This is a genomic window from Enterococcus sp. AZ104 (assembly GCF_050546705.1).
Taxonomy (GTDB): domain Bacteria; phylum Bacillota; class Bacilli; order Lactobacillales; family Enterococcaceae; genus Enterococcus; species Enterococcus faecalis.
Map to the genome: position 1 here is coordinate 1,782,540 of NZ_CP172952.1, position 20,326 is coordinate 1,802,865.

26 protein-coding genes and 1 other RNA gene are annotated in these 20,326 nt (G+C 35.9%); 6 read left to right on the forward strand and 21 right to left on the reverse strand.

Translation table 11 applies throughout. The annotated features are described in order from the left end of the window. Positions 1-4 precede the first annotated feature (4 nt). Positions 5-799, reverse strand: coding sequence for an ABC transporter permease (locus tag IGJ37_RS08560; protein ID WP_002356900.1), 795 nt, complete (start codon positions 797-799; stop codon positions 5-7). Between the two features lie 247 nt (positions 800-1,046). Between IGJ37_RS08560 and IGJ37_RS08565 the strand changes: the two genes are divergently transcribed. After that, positions 1,047-1,388, forward strand: a complete 342-nt coding sequence (locus tag IGJ37_RS08565; RefSeq protein WP_002356899.1) for an EamA family transporter — start codon at positions 1,047-1,049, stop codon at positions 1,386-1,388. A gap of 46 nt (positions 1,389-1,434) precedes the next feature. Here IGJ37_RS08565 and IGJ37_RS08570 read toward each other — a convergent pair whose 3' ends face one another. The 14 genes from IGJ37_RS08570 to map all read right to left on the reverse strand — a co-directional run bounded on the left by IGJ37_RS08570 (position 1,435) and on the right by map (position 12,562). Further along, positions 1,435-2,313 (reverse strand): acyltransferase family protein, encoded by an 879-nt coding sequence (locus IGJ37_RS08570; protein WP_325814871.1) that lies wholly within the window; start codon positions 2,311-2,313, stop codon positions 1,435-1,437. Between the two features lie 14 nt (positions 2,314-2,327). Further along, complete coding sequence (locus IGJ37_RS08575; RefSeq protein WP_258078091.1) at positions 2,328-2,471, reverse strand: hypothetical protein; 144 nt, start codon at positions 2,469-2,471, stop codon at positions 2,328-2,330. After that, on the reverse strand, positions 2,464-2,829 hold the full coding sequence (locus IGJ37_RS08580) for a DUF2304 domain-containing protein (protein ID WP_002362112.1): 366 nt from the start codon (positions 2,827-2,829) through the stop codon (positions 2,464-2,466). The genes IGJ37_RS08575 and IGJ37_RS08580 overlap by 8 nt, the downstream gene beginning before the upstream one ends. After that, positions 2,829-3,554, reverse strand: a complete 726-nt coding sequence (locus IGJ37_RS08585; protein WP_002359897.1) for a glycosyltransferase family 2 protein — start codon at positions 3,552-3,554, stop codon at positions 2,829-2,831. The genes IGJ37_RS08580 and IGJ37_RS08585 overlap by 1 nt, the downstream gene beginning before the upstream one ends. 58 nt (positions 3,555-3,612) lie before the next feature. After that, complete coding sequence (gene rfbD / locus IGJ37_RS08590) at positions 3,613-4,455, reverse strand: dTDP-4-dehydrorhamnose reductase (RefSeq protein ID WP_002362114.1); 843 nt, start codon at positions 4,453-4,455, stop codon at positions 3,613-3,615. Between the two features lie 92 nt (positions 4,456-4,547). Beyond that, positions 4,548-5,576: a dTDP-glucose 4,6-dehydratase gene (gene rfbB / locus IGJ37_RS08595; protein ID WP_002359895.1), complete on the reverse strand. Its 1,029-nt coding sequence runs from the start codon at positions 5,574-5,576 to the stop codon at positions 4,548-4,550. Positions 5,577-5,600: 24 nt separating this feature from the next. Then, a complete protein-coding gene (gene rfbC, locus IGJ37_RS08600; protein ID WP_002356893.1) occupies positions 5,601-6,173 on the reverse strand; it encodes a dTDP-4-dehydrorhamnose 3,5-epimerase in 573 nt (190 codons plus the stop codon). A gap of 12 nt (positions 6,174-6,185) precedes the next feature. Beyond that, positions 6,186-7,052 (reverse strand): glucose-1-phosphate thymidylyltransferase RfbA, encoded by an 867-nt coding sequence (rfbA, locus tag IGJ37_RS08605; protein ID WP_002364387.1) that lies wholly within the window; start codon positions 7,050-7,052, stop codon positions 6,186-6,188. 121 nt (positions 7,053-7,173) lie between these two features. Further along, positions 7,174-7,887 (reverse strand): glycosyltransferase family 2 protein, encoded by a 714-nt coding sequence (locus IGJ37_RS08610; protein ID WP_002362119.1) that lies wholly within the window; start codon positions 7,885-7,887, stop codon positions 7,174-7,176. A 3-nt stretch (positions 7,888-7,890) separates the two neighbouring features. Continuing rightward, positions 7,891-8,718: a glycosyltransferase gene (locus IGJ37_RS08615; protein ID WP_252671340.1), complete on the reverse strand. Its 828-nt coding sequence runs from the start codon at positions 8,716-8,718 to the stop codon at positions 7,891-7,893. Further along, positions 8,718-9,506, reverse strand: coding sequence for a glycosyltransferase family 2 protein (locus IGJ37_RS08620; protein WP_002359892.1), 789 nt, complete (start codon positions 9,504-9,506; stop codon positions 8,718-8,720). Before IGJ37_RS08620 ends, IGJ37_RS08615 begins: the two co-directional genes overlap by 1 nt. A 121-nt stretch (positions 9,507-9,627) precedes the next feature. Then, positions 9,628-10,764 (reverse strand): MraY family glycosyltransferase, encoded by a 1,137-nt coding sequence (locus tag IGJ37_RS08625; RefSeq protein ID WP_002366956.1) that lies wholly within the window; start codon positions 10,762-10,764, stop codon positions 9,628-9,630. A 106-nt stretch (positions 10,765-10,870) separates the two neighbouring features. Further along, entirely contained in the window at positions 10,871-11,782 is a 912-nt protein-coding gene (locus IGJ37_RS08630) for a YihY/virulence factor BrkB family protein (protein ID WP_252671342.1), read from the reverse strand. A 15-nt stretch (positions 11,783-11,797) separates the two neighbouring features. Next, on the reverse strand, positions 11,798-12,562 hold the full coding sequence (gene map / locus IGJ37_RS08635; protein ID WP_002356886.1) for a type I methionyl aminopeptidase: 765 nt from the start codon (positions 12,560-12,562) through the stop codon (positions 11,798-11,800). A gap of 174 nt (positions 12,563-12,736) precedes the next feature. On the opposite strand from map, the gene IGJ37_RS08640 reads away from it, so the two are divergent. Next, positions 12,737-13,180: a flavodoxin gene (locus IGJ37_RS08640; RefSeq protein WP_002356885.1), complete on the forward strand. Its 444-nt coding sequence runs from the start codon at positions 12,737-12,739 to the stop codon at positions 13,178-13,180. A gap of 74 nt (positions 13,181-13,254) precedes the next feature. Here the strand turns inward: IGJ37_RS08640 and IGJ37_RS08645 are convergent, their stop codons facing one another. Together IGJ37_RS08645 and IGJ37_RS08650 are read right to left on the reverse strand one after the other, a co-directional pair. Continuing rightward, positions 13,255-13,728: a TspO/MBR family protein gene (locus tag IGJ37_RS08645; RefSeq protein ID WP_002356884.1), complete on the reverse strand. Its 474-nt coding sequence runs from the start codon at positions 13,726-13,728 to the stop codon at positions 13,255-13,257. Positions 13,729-13,885: 157 nt separating this feature from the next. Beyond that, positions 13,886-14,458 (reverse strand): TetR/AcrR family transcriptional regulator, encoded by a 573-nt coding sequence (locus tag IGJ37_RS08650; RefSeq protein WP_002356883.1) that lies wholly within the window; start codon positions 14,456-14,458, stop codon positions 13,886-13,888. A 250-nt stretch (positions 14,459-14,708) separates the two neighbouring features. Here IGJ37_RS08650 and IGJ37_RS08655 point away from each other — a divergent pair, with 250 nt between their 5' ends. After that, entirely contained in the window at positions 14,709-15,947 is a 1,239-nt protein-coding gene (locus tag IGJ37_RS08655) for an aminopeptidase (protein ID WP_252671344.1), read from the forward strand. Positions 15,948-16,206: 259 nt separating this feature from the next. After that, positions 16,207-16,587, forward strand: a complete 381-nt coding sequence (locus tag IGJ37_RS08660; protein ID WP_252671345.1) for a PH domain-containing protein — start codon at positions 16,207-16,209, stop codon at positions 16,585-16,587. A 91-nt stretch (positions 16,588-16,678) separates the two neighbouring features. Here the strand turns inward: IGJ37_RS08660 and ffs are convergent. Together ffs and tadA are read right to left on the reverse strand one after the other, a co-directional pair. Further along, positions 16,679-16,765, reverse strand: an RNA gene (gene ffs, locus IGJ37_RS08665) — signal recognition particle sRNA small type. Between the two features lie 39 nt (positions 16,766-16,804). Continuing rightward, entirely contained in the window at positions 16,805-17,326 is a 522-nt protein-coding gene (gene tadA / locus IGJ37_RS08670) for a tRNA adenosine(34) deaminase TadA (protein WP_002362126.1), read from the reverse strand. Between the two features lie 77 nt (positions 17,327-17,403). On the opposite strand from tadA, the gene IGJ37_RS08675 reads away from it, so the two are divergent. Together IGJ37_RS08675 and IGJ37_RS08680 are read left to right on the forward strand one after the other, a co-directional pair. Then, positions 17,404-18,255, forward strand: a complete 852-nt coding sequence (locus IGJ37_RS08675) for a PucR family transcriptional regulator (protein ID WP_174121147.1) — start codon at positions 17,404-17,406, stop codon at positions 18,253-18,255. A 56-nt stretch (positions 18,256-18,311) separates the two neighbouring features. Beyond that, a complete protein-coding gene (locus tag IGJ37_RS08680; RefSeq protein ID WP_033593133.1) occupies positions 18,312-19,157 on the forward strand; it encodes a PhzF family phenazine biosynthesis protein in 846 nt (281 codons plus the stop codon). 26 nt (positions 19,158-19,183) lie between these two features. Here the strand turns inward: IGJ37_RS08680 and IGJ37_RS08685 are convergent, their stop codons facing one another. Continuing rightward, positions 19,184-19,522: a hypothetical protein gene (locus IGJ37_RS08685; protein WP_002356871.1), complete on the reverse strand. Its 339-nt coding sequence runs from the start codon at positions 19,520-19,522 to the stop codon at positions 19,184-19,186. Positions 19,523-19,605: 83 nt separating this feature from the next. Then, entirely contained in the window at positions 19,606-20,310 is a 705-nt protein-coding gene (locus IGJ37_RS08690) for a zinc metallopeptidase (protein WP_002384290.1), read from the reverse strand. Positions 20,311-20,326 lie beyond the last annotated feature (16 nt).

Below are 20,326 nucleotides of genomic sequence, written 5' to 3' on the forward strand. Positions count from 1 at the left end.
CTCCTTATAGTACATCTGAAAAATGTGGTTTTAAGCGTCTAAACACGGTTGAGCCAATTAATAGTAAAACAATAGTAACTCCCCAGAAATATAAGCTATATTGCCAATGTTCCCAGAACCATGCACCGCCTAAATAAGATTCGCGGTATCCTTGAACAATATAATATAATGGATTGATTTTTAAGATTGTCGCAATCATTCCAGTTGGTTGCCATAAAATTGGCAATGTCCACATAACTGTTTGCATAATGATATTGATAAATTGCATAATATCAGGTAAAAATGGTTGTGTTGAAGCAGTAATCCACGTAATTGCTGTTAAAAAGACTAATAAACAAGCTAAGTAGTAAATTAATTGCAAACTGTACAGACTTGGGTAATAACCGTTAGCTGTAGTAATTACAAAACCAATTAGAATGAAAAACAAGTGGGTGTACAAGTTCGATAAAATTTTAGATGTTGGTAAAATTTGTACATTAAACACGACTTTTTTAACTAAATAACTATATTCACGAAACACATTCGTGGCTGATAATAACGAATCTGAAAAGAAGAACCAAGGTACCATCCCTGTTACTAAATAGACAATGAATGGCATATTGTCGCCAGCTCTAGAACGAAGGCCTACAGAAAAGACAAACCAATACGTCAAAACAGTTACTAATGGCGTTAAAAACGCCCAGACAATTCCTAGTGCTGAACCAGCATACTTGGCCTTAAAATCATTAAATGAAAATTGTAATAACAATTTTTTGTTCTGAAAAATATTCTTGAAAATTGAAAATGTTTCTTTAAACATATACTTATTCCTTCCGTAATAAACTATTTTTATCTAAAATTTTTGGATACAAAAATGCCATTTTAAACAACATTTCTATTTTATCGATAAACGCCTAGCTTTTCAATAGTAGACCCCTTTTTATAAAGAAAAATTTAACTGATTTCGCTATATTAAAAAATCTTGTCCAATTTTTAGGAGATTATGCTACAATAATGGAGGTCTTGCATTTTTTTGCACGGAAATTATTTTTGAGAGAAGGGAAATTATGGTTCTTTTTATTATTTACGTATTTCTGTCTTCTGCTGGTCTGGTCTTATTTAAACTAGGTTCTAGCAGTTTGAACATCCAACTCCAACAAACAATCTTTTCAATGAATATCTCACTTATATCTTTATTAGGTTTATTTTGTTATTTAATTAGTTTTATTTTATGGATGTTAATTATTAGTCGTTCCGATGTTTCTTACATTGTTCCTTTAGGCGTTGCCTGTACAAACATCGCTATTTTAATTGCTTCAAATCTTATTCTAAAAGAGACAATCACAACGAATGCCCTTATTGGTGCTGTGGTTATTATTGTCGGCATTGTGATTATGAATCTTAAATAAAACAACAAAGACCTTAAACTCCAACTTAAGGTCTTTGTTGTTTTATTTAATATAGATTTTTAAGCCAATAAAACTGTCTCAGTTCACTTAATTTAATGATAATATAACTAAAAACAATTAACAAAAAAACTTGTACAACATATGTTTTAAAGTTATCGTACGTTAACTTTTGAATCCCTAATTGACTAGCTGCATAAAATAGTAAATATTTTATCGGATTTTGCGCTAAATAAATAATAATACTAGATTTTCTTAAAAAGTCACTTCCAGGAATACGTATATTTTCTAAATTAAAACTTAAAATAACCACTAACACAGCAACTATTGGTAACGTAAAATAATTTTGTGCATCATAAAAAACACCTAATTGTTGCGCAAATTTCACTTCCTTTAGTCCTACATAAGAAAAAATAACAATACCTAAAACTAAGAATAAATTATTTAAAGGCTTTTCAAATACATAGTTTGCTAAAAAATAGCCTATAATCACATAACAAATCGTAGAAATCATCGAAAAAGATATAGAACCATAAAAAGGCACTTGTTTAATCCATTCAATGTCAAAGTACCACTTACCATAAGTAGAAGTAAATACTCCTATCAGAAAGCTAACAATTCCAATTGTTAATAATACTTTCTCACCAAAATAACTTCGGATGTAATAAATAATAAATACACTCATTACTAATGCGATTAAATACCAAGAAACACCTATTCTGGGGACATAGCCTAATAATATGCTCAGTATAAATGATATTTTTCCTCTTAAATCCATTTCCCCTTTAACAAAATTCATAATAGATACGATAAAGAAGGGAATGTAAAAGATAAACCACGAAAGATATACTTTTAAGATTCTTTTTATATAATTGAATAGTATTTTTTTATCTTTTTCTTTTTCTCTAAAAGAAATTTTTTTAAACAAAAAATATCCAGATACTATGAAAAAAACGGAACAGAAAAGCGGGCTAATATTTTCAAATCACTACCCAAAATAGATTTAGAGGGAAAGGTATGAATTCCAACTACACTTAATGCAGCAATAAATTTGAAGGCATCCAATACATCATTGTTTTTAGTCATTTTTCCCCTCTCTATTCTCCCATTTTTCTTCAGATTTCATGATAGATAATTCTTGCAATAATGTTTTAATGCGATTTTCGTGTTTTGAAATCAACACAGAATTTTTAATTTCCATGATTAACAGGACAATCACCGCAGCTGATAATAAGAAGTTTGATGTTGTTTCAAACCCAAAGACCATTGCTAACCATTCTGCCACATGCGGGAAAATAGCAAAAATAATTAAAACAATTGAGATTAATAACCAAATCAAAGCATTTTTTAGGAGAAAAATATTTTTATTAATTCCTCGAATAATGTATAAGAAAAAGCCAATTGCAAATAAAAATAAAGCTAGCCATAACACGGTTGGTAGCATTAATCTCCCTCCTTCATAAAGGCAGCAATCAGAATTGCTGAGCCGACTTCTAGCATATACTTCACAGAAGCCAAGGCACGAATCGAAGAAACACCACCAAGCCGTTCCATCATATTGACAGGTCTTTCAACAATCACAAAACGTTTTTTAATTAAGTGAACAATCGATTCTGGCTCAGGATAATTTGTCGGATAACGCTTTGCAAAAAAAGCAATCACTTTCCGATTTCCCGCTCGATAACCAGAAGTCACATCATAAATTGTTTTACCAGAAGCCATTCGAATGCAAAAAGATAACAAACGAATACCAAAACGGCGCATTTTCGTACTTTGAAAAGCCGCTTCGTTTCCAGGAATGAAACGAGAGCCAATCGAAAAATCACATTTACCCTCTGCTAATGGTTCCAGTAAAATAGGTAAACTATTGATATCATGTTGACCATCACCATCAAACTGAACCGCCACATCATACTCATTTTCTAAGGCATATTTATAGCCGGTCTGTACCGCCCCGCCAATACCTAAATTCAACACTAAATGAATGGCATTAATTTGGTTGACTTCTAAAATTTGTTTGGTTCCATCTGTCGAGCCATCATTAATTACCACATAATCCAATTCATGTTGAAAATGCGTAACTTCCTGTTTAAATGTTTCAATGGAAGCAATCGTCCGCAAAATGTTTTCTTCCTCATTGTAAGCAGGAATGATTAAAAGTACCTTCATAAAGAGAAACACCTTTCCACTTTTTCTCTAACAAAACCCCTCACTTACACAAAACAATTTATTGTTGAACATTTTCTAACATTTGTGCTAAGGCTTCTTGCCAAGTAGGAATTTTAAAGCCTAACGCTTCTGTTTTACTTAAATCCATGACAGAATATTGTGGTCTTTGCGCCTTTTGTGGAAATTGAGTTGAATCCACTGGCAGTACTTCCACTTCAGTATCTTTTAAAATTTCTTTAGCAAACTGATACCAGCTACAGCTGTTTTCATTAGACAAATGATAAACACCAAATGGCGCTTTTTCTGCAATAACAAATGCCATAAATTCGGCTAACGTTCTTGTCCAAGTTGGGCGGCCAAACTGATCGTCCACTACCGTTAGTTGGTCTCTTGTTTCCGCTAATTTTTGCATGGTAAAGACAAAGTTATGACCGTATTGACCAAATACCCATGATGTTCGAATAATATAATAATCGTCCAGGATTTCTTGGACCGCTTGTTCACCTAATAACTTCGTCCGACCATACTCATTTAAAGGATTCGGTTGATCATCAATCGCATAGACGCCTTCTTTTTTAGTTCCATCAAAAATATAATCTGTACTTACGTAAACAAGTGTCGCCCCCACTGCTTTAGCAGCTTCTGCAACATGACGTGTGCCATCTACATTCACTTTTTCATCTAATTCCTTGCCTTCGTCTTCTGCTTTATCAACAGCTGTATAAGCGGCACAATGATAAATGACGTTTGGTTGAATTTCTTTCACTTTTGCCAACGTACTATCCGCATCAGTAATATCTAATTCTGTGGAATCCGTTGAAACATACTCAATTCCTTGTTCGTCTAATAGGTGACGTAATTCTGTGCCCAATTGGCCATTTCCACCAGTAATTAAAATCATTATTTTCGCTCCTTCTTGAAAAAAAGGCAGGGCAAAGTAGCTTTTGTACTTTGCCATCGCCTTTCGACTGTTATCTCACATGTCAGAAAAAATTACTGACCATTTTGTGCATATTTTGCTTCAACAGCTTCTTTATCTGCACGCCACCAGTCTTCATTTTCTGTATACCACTTGATTGTTTCTGCCAAGCCTTCACGGAAATTCGTGAATTCTGGTTCCCAACCTAATTCTTCGCGTAATCTGGTTGAATCAATCGCATAACGTAAGTCATGTCCTGCACGATCGTTGACATGCTCATAGGCATCAACAGGTTGTCCCATTAATTCTAAAATTAATTCCATCACTGTTTTATTGTCTTCTTCACCATCGGCTCCGATTAAATATGTTTCGCCAATTTGCCCTTTTGTTAAAATTGCCCAAACAGCCGAAGAATGGTCGTTTGTATGAATCCAGTCACGAACATTTTTACCAGCACCATAAAGTTTTGGTGTAATGCCACTTAAGACATTGGTAATTTGACGAGGAATAAATTTTTCAATATGTTGATATGGACCATAGTTATTTGAACAGTTTGAAATTGTTGCTTGTAAGTTAAAAGAACGGACCCACGCTTTGACTAACAAGTCAGATCCTGCTTTTGTTGAAGAATAAGGGCTTGAAGGATTGTAAGGCGTTTCGGCAGTGAATTTTTCCCCTTCGCCTTCTCCATGTCCTGGTAAATCTTCTCTTAAAGGTAAATCGCCATAAACTTCATCAGTCGATACATGGTGGTAACGAACATTGTTTTTACGGCAAGCTTCGATCAATGTATACGTCCCAATCAGATTGGTTTGTACAAATGGAAATGGGTCGTTTAATGAGTTGTCGTTATGCGATTCAGCAGCATAGTGAACGACCGCATCTGTTTCAGCGACTAAACGATTAACTAATTCAGCATCAGCGATATCTCCTACGACTAATTCCACACGATCACTTGGTAGACCTTCAAGATTTTTTTCATTTCCTGCATACGTTAATTTATCTAATACAGTTACATGAACTTCTGGATGATTCTTTACAACATAATGAACAAAATTTGAGCCGATAAAACCAGCTCCACCTGTTACGATGATTTTTTTCATAATTGAAACTCTCCTACTTTTTTCTTAAATTTCGCCATAGATAAACGGATTTTCCGCTTCAAATTCTTTTAAGGTTGGATGTTTTTGATCCTTTTCTGACGTAATCGCTTTTTCTGGCGCAATTGGCCAATCAATAGCTAACGCTGGATCGTTAAAAGCAATACCGCCGTCTGCTGCCGCATTGTAGTAATTGTCACACTTGTACATAAAATTCACGTTCGGTGTCAAGGTGACAAAACCATGAGCAAAACCTTTTGGTACTAAAAGCTGACGGTGATTATGTTCTGATAAAATGTAGCCTTCCCATTGACCATAGGTTGGACTCCCTTTACGAATATCAACAATCACATCTAATACCGCACCTGTTACAACGCGAATTAGTTTTGTTTGCGCAGCTTCGCCTTTTTGAAAATGCAATCCACGCAAGACACCTGCTTCTGTTGATAATGAATGATTATCTTGGACAAAATCAAAGTCTAATCCATGTTCTGCAAATTTAGCTTTGGAATAACTTTCTGTAAAAAAGCCACGATGATCACCGAAAACATCCATTTCGATAATTTTGACATCTTGTAATTTTGTATCAATAACTTTCACGTTTCTTCGCTCCTATTCTGCTGCTAAACGTAGCAAGTATTGGCCGTAGCCATTTTTCTTCAATGGTTGTGCCAATTCTACCAATTGTTCTTTTGTAATATAGCCCATTCGATAAGCAATTTCTTCCAAACAAGCGACTTTTAAATTTTGACGTTTTTCAATTGTTTCAATAAATGTTGACGCTTCTAATAAAGATTCGTGTGTGCCTGTATCTAACCAAGCAAAGCCACGGCCCATTACCTCAACAGAAAGTTTATTTTTTTCAAGGTAGACTTTATTAACGTCTGTTATTTCTAATTCCCCACGTTCTGACGGTTTGATCCCTTTCGCAATTTCAACCACTTCATTGTCGTAAAAATACAAACCTGTCACTGCATAATTTGACTTCGGTTGTGCCGGTTTTTCTTCAATAGAAAGCGCCCGCATCTCTTCATCAAATTCTACCACGCCGAAACGTTCTGGATCATTTACATGGTAGCCAAAGACTGTTGCCCCTGACTCTTTAGAAGCCGCTCGTTGCAACATTTTTGATAAGCCGCCACCATAATAAATATTGTCCCCTAAAACTAAGCAGACACTATCATCACCAATAAATTCTTCACCAATAATAAATGCTTGCGCCAAACCATCTGGGCTTTCTTGTACCGCGTATTCGATATGAATGCCTAAATCATGGCCATCGCCGAATAAGCTTTCAAAACGTGGTGTATCTTCTGGTGTAGAGATAATCAAAATTTCATTAATTCCCGCCAACATTAACGTTGACATTGGGTAATAAATCATTGGTTTGTCGTAAATTGGCATTAATTGTTTTGATGTTGCTTTTGTTAGCGGATATAAGCGTGTCCCGCTTCCGCCTGCTAAAATAATTCCTTTCATGAACAATCTCCTTAAATACTTCTATTTTTAGTTTCTATAAAACCAAATATCCTTCCCTATTATCGCATTAAGCATAGGGTTTGTCATGTTTTTTACGTAAATTTTACAAATCTGTAAAAGTTTAGCGTTGTTCCTTTAAACGCTGATGTAAAGCTTTTAATAAATTCACACGCCAATTTAATTTTTGTTGGAAACTTGTTTTGGTAATAATAGGGCTGACATTCGCTCCATGTCTTCGGTAAAGCACTAATGGTTCTTTAATGAGACCCGTTTGCTTTTTCCGTGCAGCTAATAAGCCAATCCACATATCATGCATAGGAACTTCTGGCGGAATGGGTAAAATGACGTTTTTCATCTCTTGACGAAAGGCCATACCTGCCCCAATATAGCCACTTTTTATCGCATTTCGCCAAAACCCTGGTTTGACTTTTCGAAACTTAAAATAAGAGGGATTGGTAACTTGTAAATCCGCATCAACAATTTTCAAGTCACTAATAACTACTTGGATGTCAGGGTGCGTTTCAAAATATTCTGTCACCGTCGTTACTTTATTTGGCAACCAAACGTCATCTTGATCTGCTAAAAATATTACTTCGCCTTTCGTATGCGTAAGCGCAAATGCAAAATTAGCAATCACTCCTTGCCCTGGACCTTGTAACAATTGAATTTGGGGATAATTCGCTGCATACGTTCTCAAAATTTCCAACGTATGATCAGTAGAACCATCATCTGAAATAATTAGTTCATCTTCTTCACTGACTTGTAAAAGAATACTATCTAATTGTTCCGCGAGATATTTTTCTCCATTATATGTCGCAATACAAACTGAGATCATAGATTATCCTTTCATTAACTTGAGAAATTCTGCCAATGTTTGCCGCCAAATTTGGCGATTTTTGACAGTTAAAAATTGCTTACTACTGCGTAAAAATAAATGACGTCGATGATGGGAAAACTTTTCTTGATCATATCGACGATAAAATAACGTTTCTGCTTCAATAATAGAGCGATAACGTTGAGAACTCATTGTACGATAATCTAAAACAGACAATTCTTGTTTTAGGTGGACTGGTAAGACTTCAATCTTTTTATTGGCTTGATTCAATTGATAAAAGAACCAATGATCTAAATAGTCCAAAGGAAATTCTTCCGAAAATCCTTCCAACCAGCGCAGTGTTTCTGCCGTAATGACTGTACCAGAATTGATAGCCATCAACGGTTGGTTGGCTATCCCTGCTGTTGGCTTTGCTCCTTTAAGTCCAACATATTGCTCACTATAAACTGGCGAAATTTGTTGTCCATTTGCTTCTACAATTGGAACATAGACTGCCACAGTCGGATCTAACGGCATGATGATCAACGTATCAAAATAAGAAGCTGGCACTTCTGTGTCTTGGTCAAGGAGCAACAATAATTCACATTGATTCGTTTGACTAAAAGCAATCGCTTCATTATAAGCGGTCGCTAGTCCTGGATTATCAGGATTATGTCGATAAGTAACATTTTGTTGTAAAAATAATGCATCTTCTTGAGGAAGTGGGCTGTTGTCATAAATAAATAAGTGCAATTCGGGGTGATCTACCACTTCTTTTAATAACAAATAATTCGGCGTATCAGCCATTTTCATTTGATATAAGACGATGACTACCGCTAATCTTTGACTCATTAAAAGAACCTCCAGCCCCATTTGTTAAAAAATTTTCCCATTGATTGCATAAAGATTTTAAACAATTTCCGACTTTTATGGGCGCCCTTTTCATACATGTGAACAACCGTTTCAAAAGGCGTATAGAGAATCCGATAGCCTGCTTTGCCAAAACGTAAACATAAATCGTTGTCTTCAAAGTACATGAAGAAACGTTCATCGAACCCACCAATTTCAACGAATTTTTCACGATCAATCAACATAAAACAGCCTGAGCCCATTTTAATATCCGTTGTTTCTGTATCCGACAAATCGCGACATTCATAAATACTCAAACGTTTATCAAAAATTTTCTTTACAAATTGAAAGGGAATAAAACGTAACATATAATCGAAAACATCTAATTTTTGACGAACTAAATATTGCGTCGTGCCATCTTCATTTAGCACTTTAGGGCTAACGACTGCAATGTTCTTATCTATTTTGATACGGTCTAATAGACGATCAAGCACGTCTTTAGTAACCAAAACATCGGGATTAAAAATAATTGCATACTTTGTCGAAGCATTGAATAACACTTGATTATGACCATGACCAAACCCTTGATTTTCTTCAGCGCGATGGATAGTAATAAATGGTTCATATGTTGTTAATTTTTCAAGATACGCTGTTTCAGAATGATTGTCATAGATATGAATATCATAGATACTATCAGTACCCAGTTCGGCTTTTAATTGGTCTAGTACATTAAAAATGTAACGACTATTATAAGTGACAATCGAGATTGTTACCATTTCTTGCATGCTCATTTCTCCTTACTACTGAAACATCGTCTTAAAAAAAAAGCATATGTTTCACACATATACTTTTTTAAGTTTAATGGAATTATATCATAGGTTTACGCTCTCGCAAAGCAACCTAAAGATTTCTTTACTTTCTCTTAGAATGCTTGCCAAGTCGCTTTTTCATTTGCTCCTGACGATATTCACGATTCCCTAAAATCCGTAACAAATACATCAACGGTTGATGTCCTTCGCCAACTAGACCGATTAGTTCAATGAATAGTTCTAAGCCAATTAAACAAAAGACAATTAATAAAATTGATGCTACTGTACTTGAATAGCTGAACAATAAAGAGACAAAGGAAAAAACTAACGCTAATGCATAAATAGTCATGACCGCCCCTTTATGGGTAAAGCCTAAAGATAACAAGCGGTGATGCAAATGCATTTTATCTGCTGAGGAAATGGGCTTCTTGTTCAATAGCCGTCGAATAATTGCATAAACCGTATCCGTAATTGGCACACCTAAAATCACCATTGGCGTAATTACCGTAATAAACGTAGCATTTTTTAAGCCCTGTAACGACATTACTGCAATCATAAACCCGAGGAATAACGCCCCAGTATCTCCTAGAAATATTTTAGCCGGATAAAAATTGTATGGGAAAAATCCCGCAATGCTAGCAACTAAAATAAAAATAACAATTGGAATATAGACCGTTTTAGCATGTAGGAAAAAATACCCTGTAATACCAATCGTGGTTAATCCAATAATGGATACGCCTGATGCTAAACCATCCAAACCATCAATTAAATTTACTGCATTCGTAATCGCTAAAATCCACAATAAAGTTAATGGTAAACTAAACCAGCGCAAATCAATCATTCCAACAACTGGCAACGTCACAAAATCTATCCGAATTCCAGCAACAAAATAAATAACTAATGCTGCTAACAAAATACCGATTGTTTTTTTCATTGGAGTAATCTCTTTAATATCATCAATGAGGCCTGTCAAAACAACCATTCCACCAGCCAAAATAATCGGCCAAATATAATCTTGTGGGATAATCGAACGAAAAATCAATAAACATGAACTAGCAAAAGCAATGTAGATTGCAAGTCCTCCTGCTGTAGGCATATTTTTGGTATTGATTCGTCGCTCTCCTGGTGCATCATAGGCGCCAATCCGAAACGCTAGAAGCTTAACAAGTGGTGTTAATAGCAAAGATAAGATAAATGTCATAAATAAACGTATCAAAACTTCATAAATAAATAGTGACATAGTCGAACCCACTTTCTTCTCGTTCAGGGTATATTATACCGTAAACTGAAGCATTTACAAGCTGAAACATGTGTTCTGGCAACGGTTTAGACTTTTTTAAAGAAATCTATTTATTTTTCTTTTTAAGCCATCTAAACAAGCGTTGTTCAAAACTTGGTTGTTTCTTTTCTTTATCTCCAGATAAGTATTCATCGACGACAGCGTTGACAATTGCTCCTAAAATAATAATCGTGGCAGCAAAATTCAGCCATAACATCAAGATGATAAAACTCCCGATGATTTGATAACTTGCGATTCTAGAACTAAAATATTTTACGTACAAACCAAAAATTTGTGATAATAGCATCCAACCGACTGTCGAAAAAATAGCCCCTGGCAAAATAGAACGTAACGATAATTTCCGATTAGGAACGACCGCATAAATCAAACACATAATCACTAATAAAACAACGGTCGTTAACGGCCATTTTAACGCTTGGAAAGTATCGATCACAGACGTTGAGTAATGGAAAATTGGTTGCAGTAATTCAATAATGTACTGACCCAGACCTAAAATTACTACTACACCAACAATCGCTACCATAAATAACAAAATAACTAAAAATGAGACCACTCTTACGAGAATAAAATTTTTCCTTTGTTCGACACCAAAAGCTTTATTCATCGCGTTTTGTAGTGCATTAATACTTTGACTGGCACTCCAAAATGCTGCTAAAGCGGAAACAGAAAGCAACCCGCCTGAACGTTGAGTCAGTAGTGAACGAATCGCTGGTTCTAAGTTCTTATAAACATCTTTCGGAATCGCCTCTGCAATATAAGGCAACACAGAATTAGGGTCGATTCTTAAATAAGGTAAGACATTACCTACCGCAATCAGTAATGGAAACAGCGAGAGTAATAAATAATAGGCAACAACCACTGAGCTGTTGCCTATTTCGGCTGTGACCATGTGACTTTGCGTTGTCTCAATAAAACGCATCAAAGATTGATTCTTTTTGATGTTGTCGAGAAACTTCATCACACACTCTCCTTATTAATAAGTCAATTCTTCGCCTTGTGACGTTAAGATTCTTGGACCTTCTTTCGTAATCGCTAATGAATGTTCATATTGACAACTTAGACCGCCATCTTCAGTATAAGCAGTCCAACCATTTGGGTCCATTTTCATGCGCCAAGTTCCTGTGTTAACCATTGGCTCAATGGTAATAACCATTCCCTCTTTTAAACGTAGTCCTTTACCTGCTTCACCATAGTGAGGAATCATTGGACTTTCATGGATAGTTGGGCCAATGCCGTGGCCTACAAAGTCGCGAACAACCCCATAGCCTTCTCCTTCTACATACGTTTGAATTGCATGACCAATGTCGCCAATTCTATTTCCTACTTGTGCTTGTTCAATCCCAAGATATAGCGCTTTTTTGGTTACTTCCATCAAGCGATCAATTTCAGGTGTTGATTCACCCACGACATAAGACCAGCATGAATCAGAGATTGCGCCCTTTAAGTCGACACACATATCTACTTTGATTAGGTCGCCATCTTTTAATACTTTTTTACGAGGAAATCCGTGGCAGATTTCGTCGTTGATACTACAACAGGTAGCATATTTGTAGCCTTCATAGCCAATTTGAGCCGCCACGCCACCATGACTTTCAATAAAGTCTCTCACAAATACTTCAATATCCCAGCTTGTAATGCCAGGTTTAATAAACGTCCGTAAATGACGGTGAACATCCGCTAATAATTCCCCTGATTCATCCATCATTTCAATTTCTCGTGGTGATTTTAATGTAATCATACTATCTCTCCTAAACTTGTTTCATTCAAATTATTTTATCACATTTTTTGCAAAAAAGATTGTTCAAACACCAATTTTCAAAAAGTCCCTTAATAAAAGCACTCGCTAGTCTTTTATAAGAAATGCGCATCTGCTATAATAAGTGACAGAATTGTATGAGGGGGAAGAAAGTTTATGACGTTAGCTAAAATTGTGTATGCAAGCATGACTGGGAATACAGAAGAAATTGCCGACATTGTTGCAGAAGCATTTGAAGATTTAGAATTAGAGGTCGAAATTGATGAGTGTACGCAAGTCGATGCCGCTGATTTTGAAGAGGCCGATATCTGTGTAGTAGCTACATATACGTATGGCGATGGCGATTTACCTGATGAAATTGTCGACTTTTATGAAGACTTACAAGAGATTGATTTATCAGGAAAAATCTTCGGCGTTTGTGGTTCAGGAGACACGTTTTATGATGATTTTTGTAAATCGGTGGACGACTTCGAAGCAGTCTTTACTCAAATTGGGGCAAAAAAAGGCGCCGACAGCGTTAAAGTTGATTTAGCCGCTGAAGAAGACGACATCCAACGTTTAGAAGAATTTGCGAAAAAATTAGCAACTGCCGCAGAATAACTACGTTAAAATAAACAAAAAAAACACCAGAGAAAAATGGCTAGTTCCCATTTTTCTCTGGTGTTTTGATATTCCTAATTTAAAAATAAAATACTGTAATTTAAAGCTGCCGCAAAAGTAACCCAAAGAATATAAGGAATCATCAACCAGCCACGCGTTATTAATTTATAACGCAAGTAGTCCCACTGTTGAACTATTAATAATAGCCATAACAATGAGATATCAATCACAGATAATAAATTATTTTGTAAAGAAAAAAAGAAAAATGTCCAGAAAAAGTTCGCAATAAATTGTAAAATAAATAGCGTAATCATCCGTTTTTTCTGTTGTTTATTTGGATGAACTAAGATGAAATAAAAAGTAATGCCCATAAAAATATACAACACCAACCACACTGGTCCAAATAACCAGCCTGGCGGAGCAAAACTTGGTAATCTCAACGCTTGATAATATTCTCTCGCATTTACTGAAAATAAGCCCGACAAGAGCCCTAGTCCGGTAATTCCTACAATACTTAGCCATAAACGCTTATCTTTCACTCGGTTCATGTTTTTTGCCCCTTTCTATTTCTCTTCTTTACTGTAGCATGGTTGCGAATAATCTACCATTAATACACTTAACAAAAAAAGACCGTTCTTTTAAGAAACAGTCTTTTGCTGTAACCTCACAGAAGTTATCAGCATGAGGTTACACTTTTTTTAATTTTTATAGGTCAATATCAATTGGTTCATCTCGTTCAAGAATTGCTTCAATACTATCTTTCATTAAATGAATGATTTGTTCTTCTGAAGGATGGATAATTCCAGAAGTCATCAATGCAGCCACACCAGTAGCGACCACCCATGTTCCCATGTGTAAAGAGTCAATTTGAACATCGTTTAAATTAGCATACTCAGGATCAGCTTTTACCGCTTCAGTAAAATAGTGATAAGAGAATTCTTGCATTTTTTTGCCGCCACCATATTCTTCTAAATAAAGCGCACGGTATAACTTACTTTCACTTGTCGCAAAATGAATATAGTTTAAAGCCAAATCAACAATTGTATTCCCGGTATGTTTTACTGGAAATACTTCTTTCGCTAAGTATTTATGAATTTTTTGGAATAAAGCATCGCGTAAATCATCCATGTTTTTAAATTCCAAATAAATCGGTTGGGTGGAACATTTCATTTTATTAGCAATATTACGTGCAGTGAACTTCGAAAATCCTTCAGTGGCGACTACTTCATAGGCAGCTGTTAAAATCTGCTCTTTCGTAATGGTTTTTTTTCTTGCCATAATTCCCTATCCCCTTTATTCATTCATATACAACGCTTCCAAATAAATGCTTATGGTTATTGTAACACGATTTTTCTATTATGCAAAATTAGAACAACTCTTTGTACAAAAGTTCACTGAGCGGGAGCACGACAACTTTTACCCCAACTTAAAATAACAGTTGATAAAGGCTTTATTTCGTTGAGTTCCCTGCTCTTCCGTGTTATGATATGAGCAGTCATTACCCATGAAAATGAAGGAGGAATCACGAATGACCTTAGAGAATTTTAATGAAAATCTAAAGAAATATGCACGTTTAATTGCTGAAACGGGTGTCAATGTTCAGGAAAATCATACGGTTGTTTTACAAATCAGTGTTGATCAAGCGCCCCTTGCCCGCTTAATTACGGAAGAAGCTTATCGCTTAGGTGCGGCCGAAGTAATTGTTCAATGGAGCGACGAAACCATTCAACGTGAATTTTTAGCTCATGCTGCAACTGATCGTATTGAAAATGTTCCTCAATATAAAATTGATCAAACCGATGATTGGATTGCCAAAGGCGCAAGCCGAATTAGCGTGGTTTCTTCTAATCCTGATGCATTAGCTGGCGTGGATGCACAACGTGTAGCAGCTTTCCAAGCGGCTAATGGGAAAGCATTGGTCAACCTACGAAAAGCAACGCAAGCCAACAAAGTAAGTTGGACTGTTGTAGCTGCTGCTAGTGAAGGCTGGGCAGCTAAAGTCTTTCCAGAATTAGCAACAAGTGAAGAACAAGTTGATGCACTTTGGAATGAAATTTTCAAAACAACACGAATTTATGAAGAAAACCCAGTCATTGCTTGGAATATCCATGATAAAAAATTACAAGAAAAAGCGGCTGAATTAAACGAACAACAATTTACTGCTTTACACTACACAGCTCCTGGGACAGATTTAACGATTGGTTTGCCTAAAAACCATTTATGGGAAGGCGCTGGTAGTTATAACGCTCGTGGGGAAGAATTCATGGCTAATATGCCAACAGAAGAAGTTTTCACCGCTCCAGATAGTCGCCGCGTTGATGGTTATGTCTCTAGTACAAAACCACTAAGTTATGCTGGCACAATCATTTCGGGAATGAAATTTACATTTAAAGATGGAAAAGTTGTTGACTTCTCAGCTGAACAAGGCGAAGAAGCATTGAAAAATCTCTTAGCTATTGATGAAGGTGCCAAACACCTAGGGGAAGTTGCTTTAGTACCTGACCCTTCACCAATTTCACAATCCGGTTTGATTTTTTATAATACATTGTTTGATGAAAATGCCTCTAATCATTTAGCCTTTGGTTCGGCCTATGCCTTCAACTTACAAGGTGGCACGGAGATGAGCGAAGAAGAATTAGCTGAAGCTGGTTTAAATCGTAGCCAAACACATGTGGACTTTATGGTAGGATCTGACAAAATGAATATTGACGGCATTAAGGAAGACGGGACGATTGTTCCAGTTTTTAGAAATGGCGATTGGGCATAGTCCTACCAAATGTTGAAACCAAAGTTTTTAGCTCCAAGAAATAAGAAGAAACTGCTTTTATTCAGTAGGTTCTTTTAAAATTTAGAAAGTGAGGCCTAAGTTGCAGCGATTTAGGCCTCACTTTCTTATGCTAAAAAATCAATTGCATTCGAAGGACCTTTAACGTTATAATCAAATTGAAAGCGGATTCTTTTACACGATATAAGTTTACTTTTAAATAAAAGAATTTTTTTCAAAAAAGTAGAATTGGAGAATTAACATGGGATTATTTGATGGATTGTTAGGGAATGCAACACAAAATAACAATGAAACAGCTGAAAAAGAATTACGGGATGTTTTAATCCCTAACGAAAAAGTGGATATGGCCTTCACTTTAGTAAGAGATTTAATTGTCTTTACAGATAAACGCTTAATTTTAGTCGATAAACAAGGAATTACAGGTAAAAAAGTTGATTATAAATCGATTCCCTACAAATCTATTTCACGCTTTTCTGTTGAAACTAGTGGACATTTCGACCTAGATGCAGAACTAAAGATATGGATTTCAAGTGCTGAGTTTCCTTCAGTAAGTCTTCAATTTAGAAAAGATAAAGATATTGTTGCTATTCAACAAGCTTTAGCAGCTGCTGTATTATCTTGAATCCACAAAAAAAGACAGGAAAGCGACCAACTTTCCTGTCTTTTTAATTTTAGATAAAATAAAAAAGGCTTCTCAGCCTTGATACGTTCCTTATTCAATCAGACACATGGCGGCACTTGCTTAGTGCTGCTTCCTTCCGGATCTGACACAATTCACTAGCCCGCCATTGTCCTAGCCTTTCGGCAAAACCTAGTATAACGTATTTTTATTCTTTTGACTAGTCTTTCTTTTGATTTTTTAAAAGTTTCTCTTCTTTTTTCTTTGCCCGTAACTTTTTAAAGAACTGAACTAGCAATAAGCGACACTCTTCTTCTAAAACGCCTGCTTCGACATAGGCCACATGATTGAAGCGTTCATCTTCTAATAAATTCATCAAAGTCCCAGCAGTGCCTGCTTTAGGATCGGTTGCGCCATAATAAACTTCTGGAATTCGTGCTAAAAGCATCGCCCCACTACACATTGGACAAGGCTCTAAAGTTACAAATAATTGGGTTTCTTCTAGACGCCAATTTTCTATCCCGCGACACGCTTCTTGGATTGCATACATTTCTGCATGCGCCGTTGCTTCTTGCCGTGCTTCTCTCAGATTATGCCCGCGGCCAATAATTTCCCCTTGCCGAACAATTACAGCTCCAATAGGCACCTCAGCCAAACCTTCTGCTTTTTTCGCTTCTGCAATGGCTTCTCGCATAAAAAATTCTTTTTCTTCTTGTGTTAACGTTGTTTCTTTTTTTCCCAATTAATTTCCACCTTTCGGCTTTTTCCCACTAAACTTCTGTCTTGCTTCATGGTACAATAAATCAGTGAGGTGTGTCTATGATTATTGAAAATTTATCTCAGCTTTATCCCAAAGGCTATTTATCAAAAACAATTGGTTCCGAAGCCACCTATTCAATTCCTGTTGACGACCAATTTTTCATTGTGAATAAAGCTTTCTTAAGTATTAAAGAACAGCATTTGTTGGAAGCGCTTTTCCCGATTTCTGAAAACCCAACAATTACTGGTAACCATCCTTGGTTCAGTTACTTATTTCAACAGGAAAAATTACCTGCCGAAGGGACCTTTCGTATGTTGCAAATTCAAACGAATGTCACAAAAGAATTACAAGCTGAATGGCAATTTAATTTAACAAAGATGTTTCCAGATACAGTTGATTGCTTCAGTCCAAGTAATAATATGTATATTTTAGTTGAAGAACAGTCAAAAAATACCTTTCAACAAGAAGAAATTCAAGGAATCTTTTTAACATTAGATACAGACTTTGATTGCACTAGTGCTGTATTTGTTGGCAATTTTTATTCCTCTGAAGACATTCTCCGGCGTTGTTTCCATGAAGAACAACGTATTTTTTCAGAAGAACTTAATTCCTCTAGTCGGACGACTGTTTTTAGTTTAACTGATGTTGCCCTCCACTATTTTACCAAAGAAGCCATGAGCCAAAATGTACTTGTTGAGTATTATCGTCGTTTATTAAATAAAGACACCGATATTCAGCCAATCATCAGCGCTTTGTGGAAAAATCAAGGCAATATCAGCTCCACTGCAAAAGATTTATTTATGCATCGAAATACTTTACACTATCGGTTGGAAAAGTTTTTTGAACAAACTGGCTTATCTTTAAAAAAAATGGATGATTTAATCTTTTGTTATTTGTTATTAAGAAAGTAGCACGTCCATTTTTTACTCGTATGTTTTTTATTCCCAATTAGAAAGTAGGCGTTCCAATGAAAATTACCGCATATGTCGCTAGTGCATTTAGTAAAAACCACGAAGGTGGCAACAAAGCAGGCGTTGTTTTTATGACACAGCCCTTAACGAGAACCAAAAAAATGGCCATCGCCAAAGAACTAGGATTTGCAGAAACTGCTTTTATTTCAGACTCAAAGATTGCTGATTTCCGCCTTGAATATTTTACACCAAAAGAAGAAGTCGACTTATGTGGCCACGCGACAATTGGCGCTTTCACCATTATGAAGCACTTAAATAAATTATTGCAAACAGAATATACAATCGAAACGAACAGCGGTTTGCTCGCAATCACGGCGAACGGTGAACAACTATTTATGGAACAAACTGTCCCAACTTTTTATGATACGCTCACTTTAGAAGAATTGAGCGGCTGCTTTGATTTAAACGCAGTGGCAACTGCTTTTCCTATCCAGATTGTGTCAACGGGCCTAAAAGATATTTTGGTTCCCATTAAAAATGCGCAATTATTACAGGATTTACAACCAAACTTTGAAAAAATTAAGTTACTTAGTCAAAAGTATGGAGTTATTGGGATGCATCTTTTTGCTTTGTCTGAAGAAAATATCATTTGTAGGAATTTTGCACCCCTTTATGACATCGATGAAGAAGCCGCTACTGGTACATCAAATGGTGCGTTAGCTTGTTATCTGTACCATCACCAAATTTTACAAAAAACCAATTACACCTTTGCCCAAGGTTATACCTTAAACGCTCCTTCAGAAGTCTTAGTGCGTTTGAACACTACATCCCAAAAGACAATTGATCAAGTTCTAGTTGGTGGCAGAGGCTATTATGTTGAAACAAAAGAATTATTTTTATAAAAAAAAGATGGCCTAGGCCATCTTTTTTACTTCATTGCATCTTCAATAAATGTGAAAAAGCGTTCTTTTAAAGAATCTGTATTGTCTTTAACTTTTTCGCCATATTCAGCTAATTTTGAACCGCCATCTTTCACACGATCAACAACATTTAAAACAGAATCTAATTCATCATCGGATAAATCATCGACAATCGATAATAATTTTTGGTTTCCATCAAATTTATCGTCTACAAACTTTTTAACTTTATAACGATTGGAAACATGAGATACCTTCTTAATAATTTTTTCAGAAGCGATGACTGCAACAGAGACACTTGCAACTGCAGCAATGCTTAAACCGATACCAATTTTTGTTGATGCTTTCATTTCCTTCAGCTCCTCTGTTATTTTCTACTTTAATCATAACATATTATTACTTTTATGCGTAATAGAAAGACCTTTACTAGCACTTAGTCTCGTCGGTTATTGCCACCAAATAAAATAACCAAACGTAAAAGTTGTAAAAAGGTCGAAAGCGCCGCTGCTACGTAGGTAAGTGCAGCTGCAAAAAGAACTTTTCTGGCCATTGGGACTTCTTCTTCTGTTAATAACCCACCTTCAGAAAGAATACTTAACGCACGTCTAGACGCATTAAACTCCACCGGTAAAGTCACCAATTGAAAAATCAAGGCTAATGAAAAAGCCAAAATTCCAATGTTGATTAATGTTTGATTCCAACTAAATAAAACACCAATCAAAATTAGTGGAAAGGAAATGGTTGAACCGATGTTGGCAACTGGAACAATAGCTGCACGAAGACGTAAAGGCACATAGTTCGTATGATCTTGTACCGCATGTCCGCATTCATGAGCCGCCACGCCAATAGCCGCGACCGATGTCGATTGAGCAGTGGCTTCGGATAAGCTCAACATTTTGTTTCCAGAATTATAATTGTCAGTTAAATCACCAGCAATTTGCTGAACTCCAACATCATTAATTTGTTCTTTTTGTAAAATATATTGTGCTGCCTGCGTGCCTGTAACATGTTTACTGCTTCGTACTTGATCATATTTACGAAAGGTACTGTTAACATATGCGGAGGCCGCACCAGAAATCGCAATTCCGATAATTACCAATATATAGGTTGGATCGATTCCAAAATAAAAGGGCATCATTGTCCTCTACCTCCAT

What these genes read in the sequence shown, in the direction of transcription:
- IGJ37_RS08610 (WP_002362119.1), bottom strand. Translation starts at nt 7,887, where the DNA reads ATGATCTCAGTTTGTATTGCGACATATAATGGAGAAAAATATCTCGCG.
- IGJ37_RS08575 (WP_258078091.1), bottom strand. Translation starts at nt 2,471, where the DNA reads ATGACTAAAAACAATGATGTATTGGATGCCTTCAAATTTATTGCTGCA.
- IGJ37_RS08675 (WP_174121147.1), top strand. Translation starts at nt 17,404, where the DNA reads ATGATTATTGAAAATTTATCTCAGCTTTATCCCAAAGGCTATTTATCA.
- IGJ37_RS08660 (WP_252671345.1), top strand. Translation starts at nt 16,207, where the DNA reads ATGGGATTATTTGATGGATTGTTAGGGAATGCAACACAAAATAACAAT.
- IGJ37_RS08620 (WP_002359892.1), bottom strand. Translation starts at nt 9,506, where the DNA reads ATGAGCATGCAAGAAATGGTAACAATCTCGATTGTCACTTATAATAGT.
- IGJ37_RS08625 (WP_002366956.1), bottom strand. Translation starts at nt 10,764, where the DNA reads ATGTCACTATTTATTTATGAAGTTTTGATACGTTTATTTATGACATTT.
- rfbA (WP_002364387.1), bottom strand. Translation starts at nt 7,052, where the DNA reads ATGAAAGGAATTATTTTAGCAGGCGGAAGCGGGACACGCTTATATCCG.
- IGJ37_RS08630 (WP_252671342.1), bottom strand. Translation starts at nt 11,782, where the DNA reads ATGAAGTTTCTCGACAACATCAAAAAGAATCAATCTTTGATGCGTTTT.
- IGJ37_RS08640 (WP_002356885.1), top strand. Translation starts at nt 12,737, where the DNA reads ATGACGTTAGCTAAAATTGTGTATGCAAGCATGACTGGGAATACAGAA.
- IGJ37_RS08615 (WP_252671340.1), bottom strand. Translation starts at nt 8,718, where the DNA reads ATGAGTCAAAGATTAGCGGTAGTCATCGTCTTATATCAAATGAAAATG.
- IGJ37_RS08585 (WP_002359897.1), bottom strand. Translation starts at nt 3,554, where the DNA reads ATGAAGGTACTTTTAATCATTCCTGCTTACAATGAGGAAGAAAACATT.
- IGJ37_RS08680 (WP_033593133.1), top strand. Translation starts at nt 18,312, where the DNA reads ATGAAAATTACCGCATATGTCGCTAGTGCATTTAGTAAAAACCACGAA.
- IGJ37_RS08690 (WP_002384290.1), bottom strand. Translation starts at nt 20,310, where the DNA reads ATGATGCCCTTTTATTTTGGAATCGATCCAACCTATATATTGGTAATT.
- IGJ37_RS08655 (WP_252671344.1), top strand. Translation starts at nt 14,709, where the DNA reads ATGACCTTAGAGAATTTTAATGAAAATCTAAAGAAATATGCACGTTTA.
- IGJ37_RS08650 (WP_002356883.1), bottom strand. Translation starts at nt 14,458, where the DNA reads ATGGCAAGAAAAAAAACCATTACGAAAGAGCAGATTTTAACAGCTGCC.
- rfbD (WP_002362114.1), bottom strand. Translation starts at nt 4,455, where the DNA reads ATGATTTTAATTACTGGTGGAAATGGCCAATTGGGCACAGAATTACGT.
- IGJ37_RS08685 (WP_002356871.1), bottom strand. Translation starts at nt 19,522, where the DNA reads ATGAAAGCATCAACAAAAATTGGTATCGGTTTAAGCATTGCTGCAGTT.
- IGJ37_RS08580 (WP_002362112.1), bottom strand. Translation starts at nt 2,829, where the DNA reads ATGCTACCAACCGTGTTATGGCTAGCTTTATTTTTATTTGCAATTGGC.
- rfbB (WP_002359895.1), bottom strand. Translation starts at nt 5,576, where the DNA reads ATGAAAAAAATCATCGTAACAGGTGGAGCTGGTTTTATCGGCTCAAAT.
- IGJ37_RS08560 (WP_002356900.1), bottom strand. Translation starts at nt 799, where the DNA reads ATGTTTAAAGAAACATTTTCAATTTTCAAGAATATTTTTCAGAACAAA.
- IGJ37_RS08645 (WP_002356884.1), bottom strand. Translation starts at nt 13,728, where the DNA reads ATGAACCGAGTGAAAGATAAGCGTTTATGGCTAAGTATTGTAGGAATT.
- IGJ37_RS08565 (WP_002356899.1), top strand. Translation starts at nt 1,047, where the DNA reads ATGGTTCTTTTTATTATTTACGTATTTCTGTCTTCTGCTGGTCTGGTC.
- map (WP_002356886.1), bottom strand. Translation starts at nt 12,562, where the DNA reads ATGATTACATTAAAATCACCACGAGAAATTGAAATGATGGATGAATCA.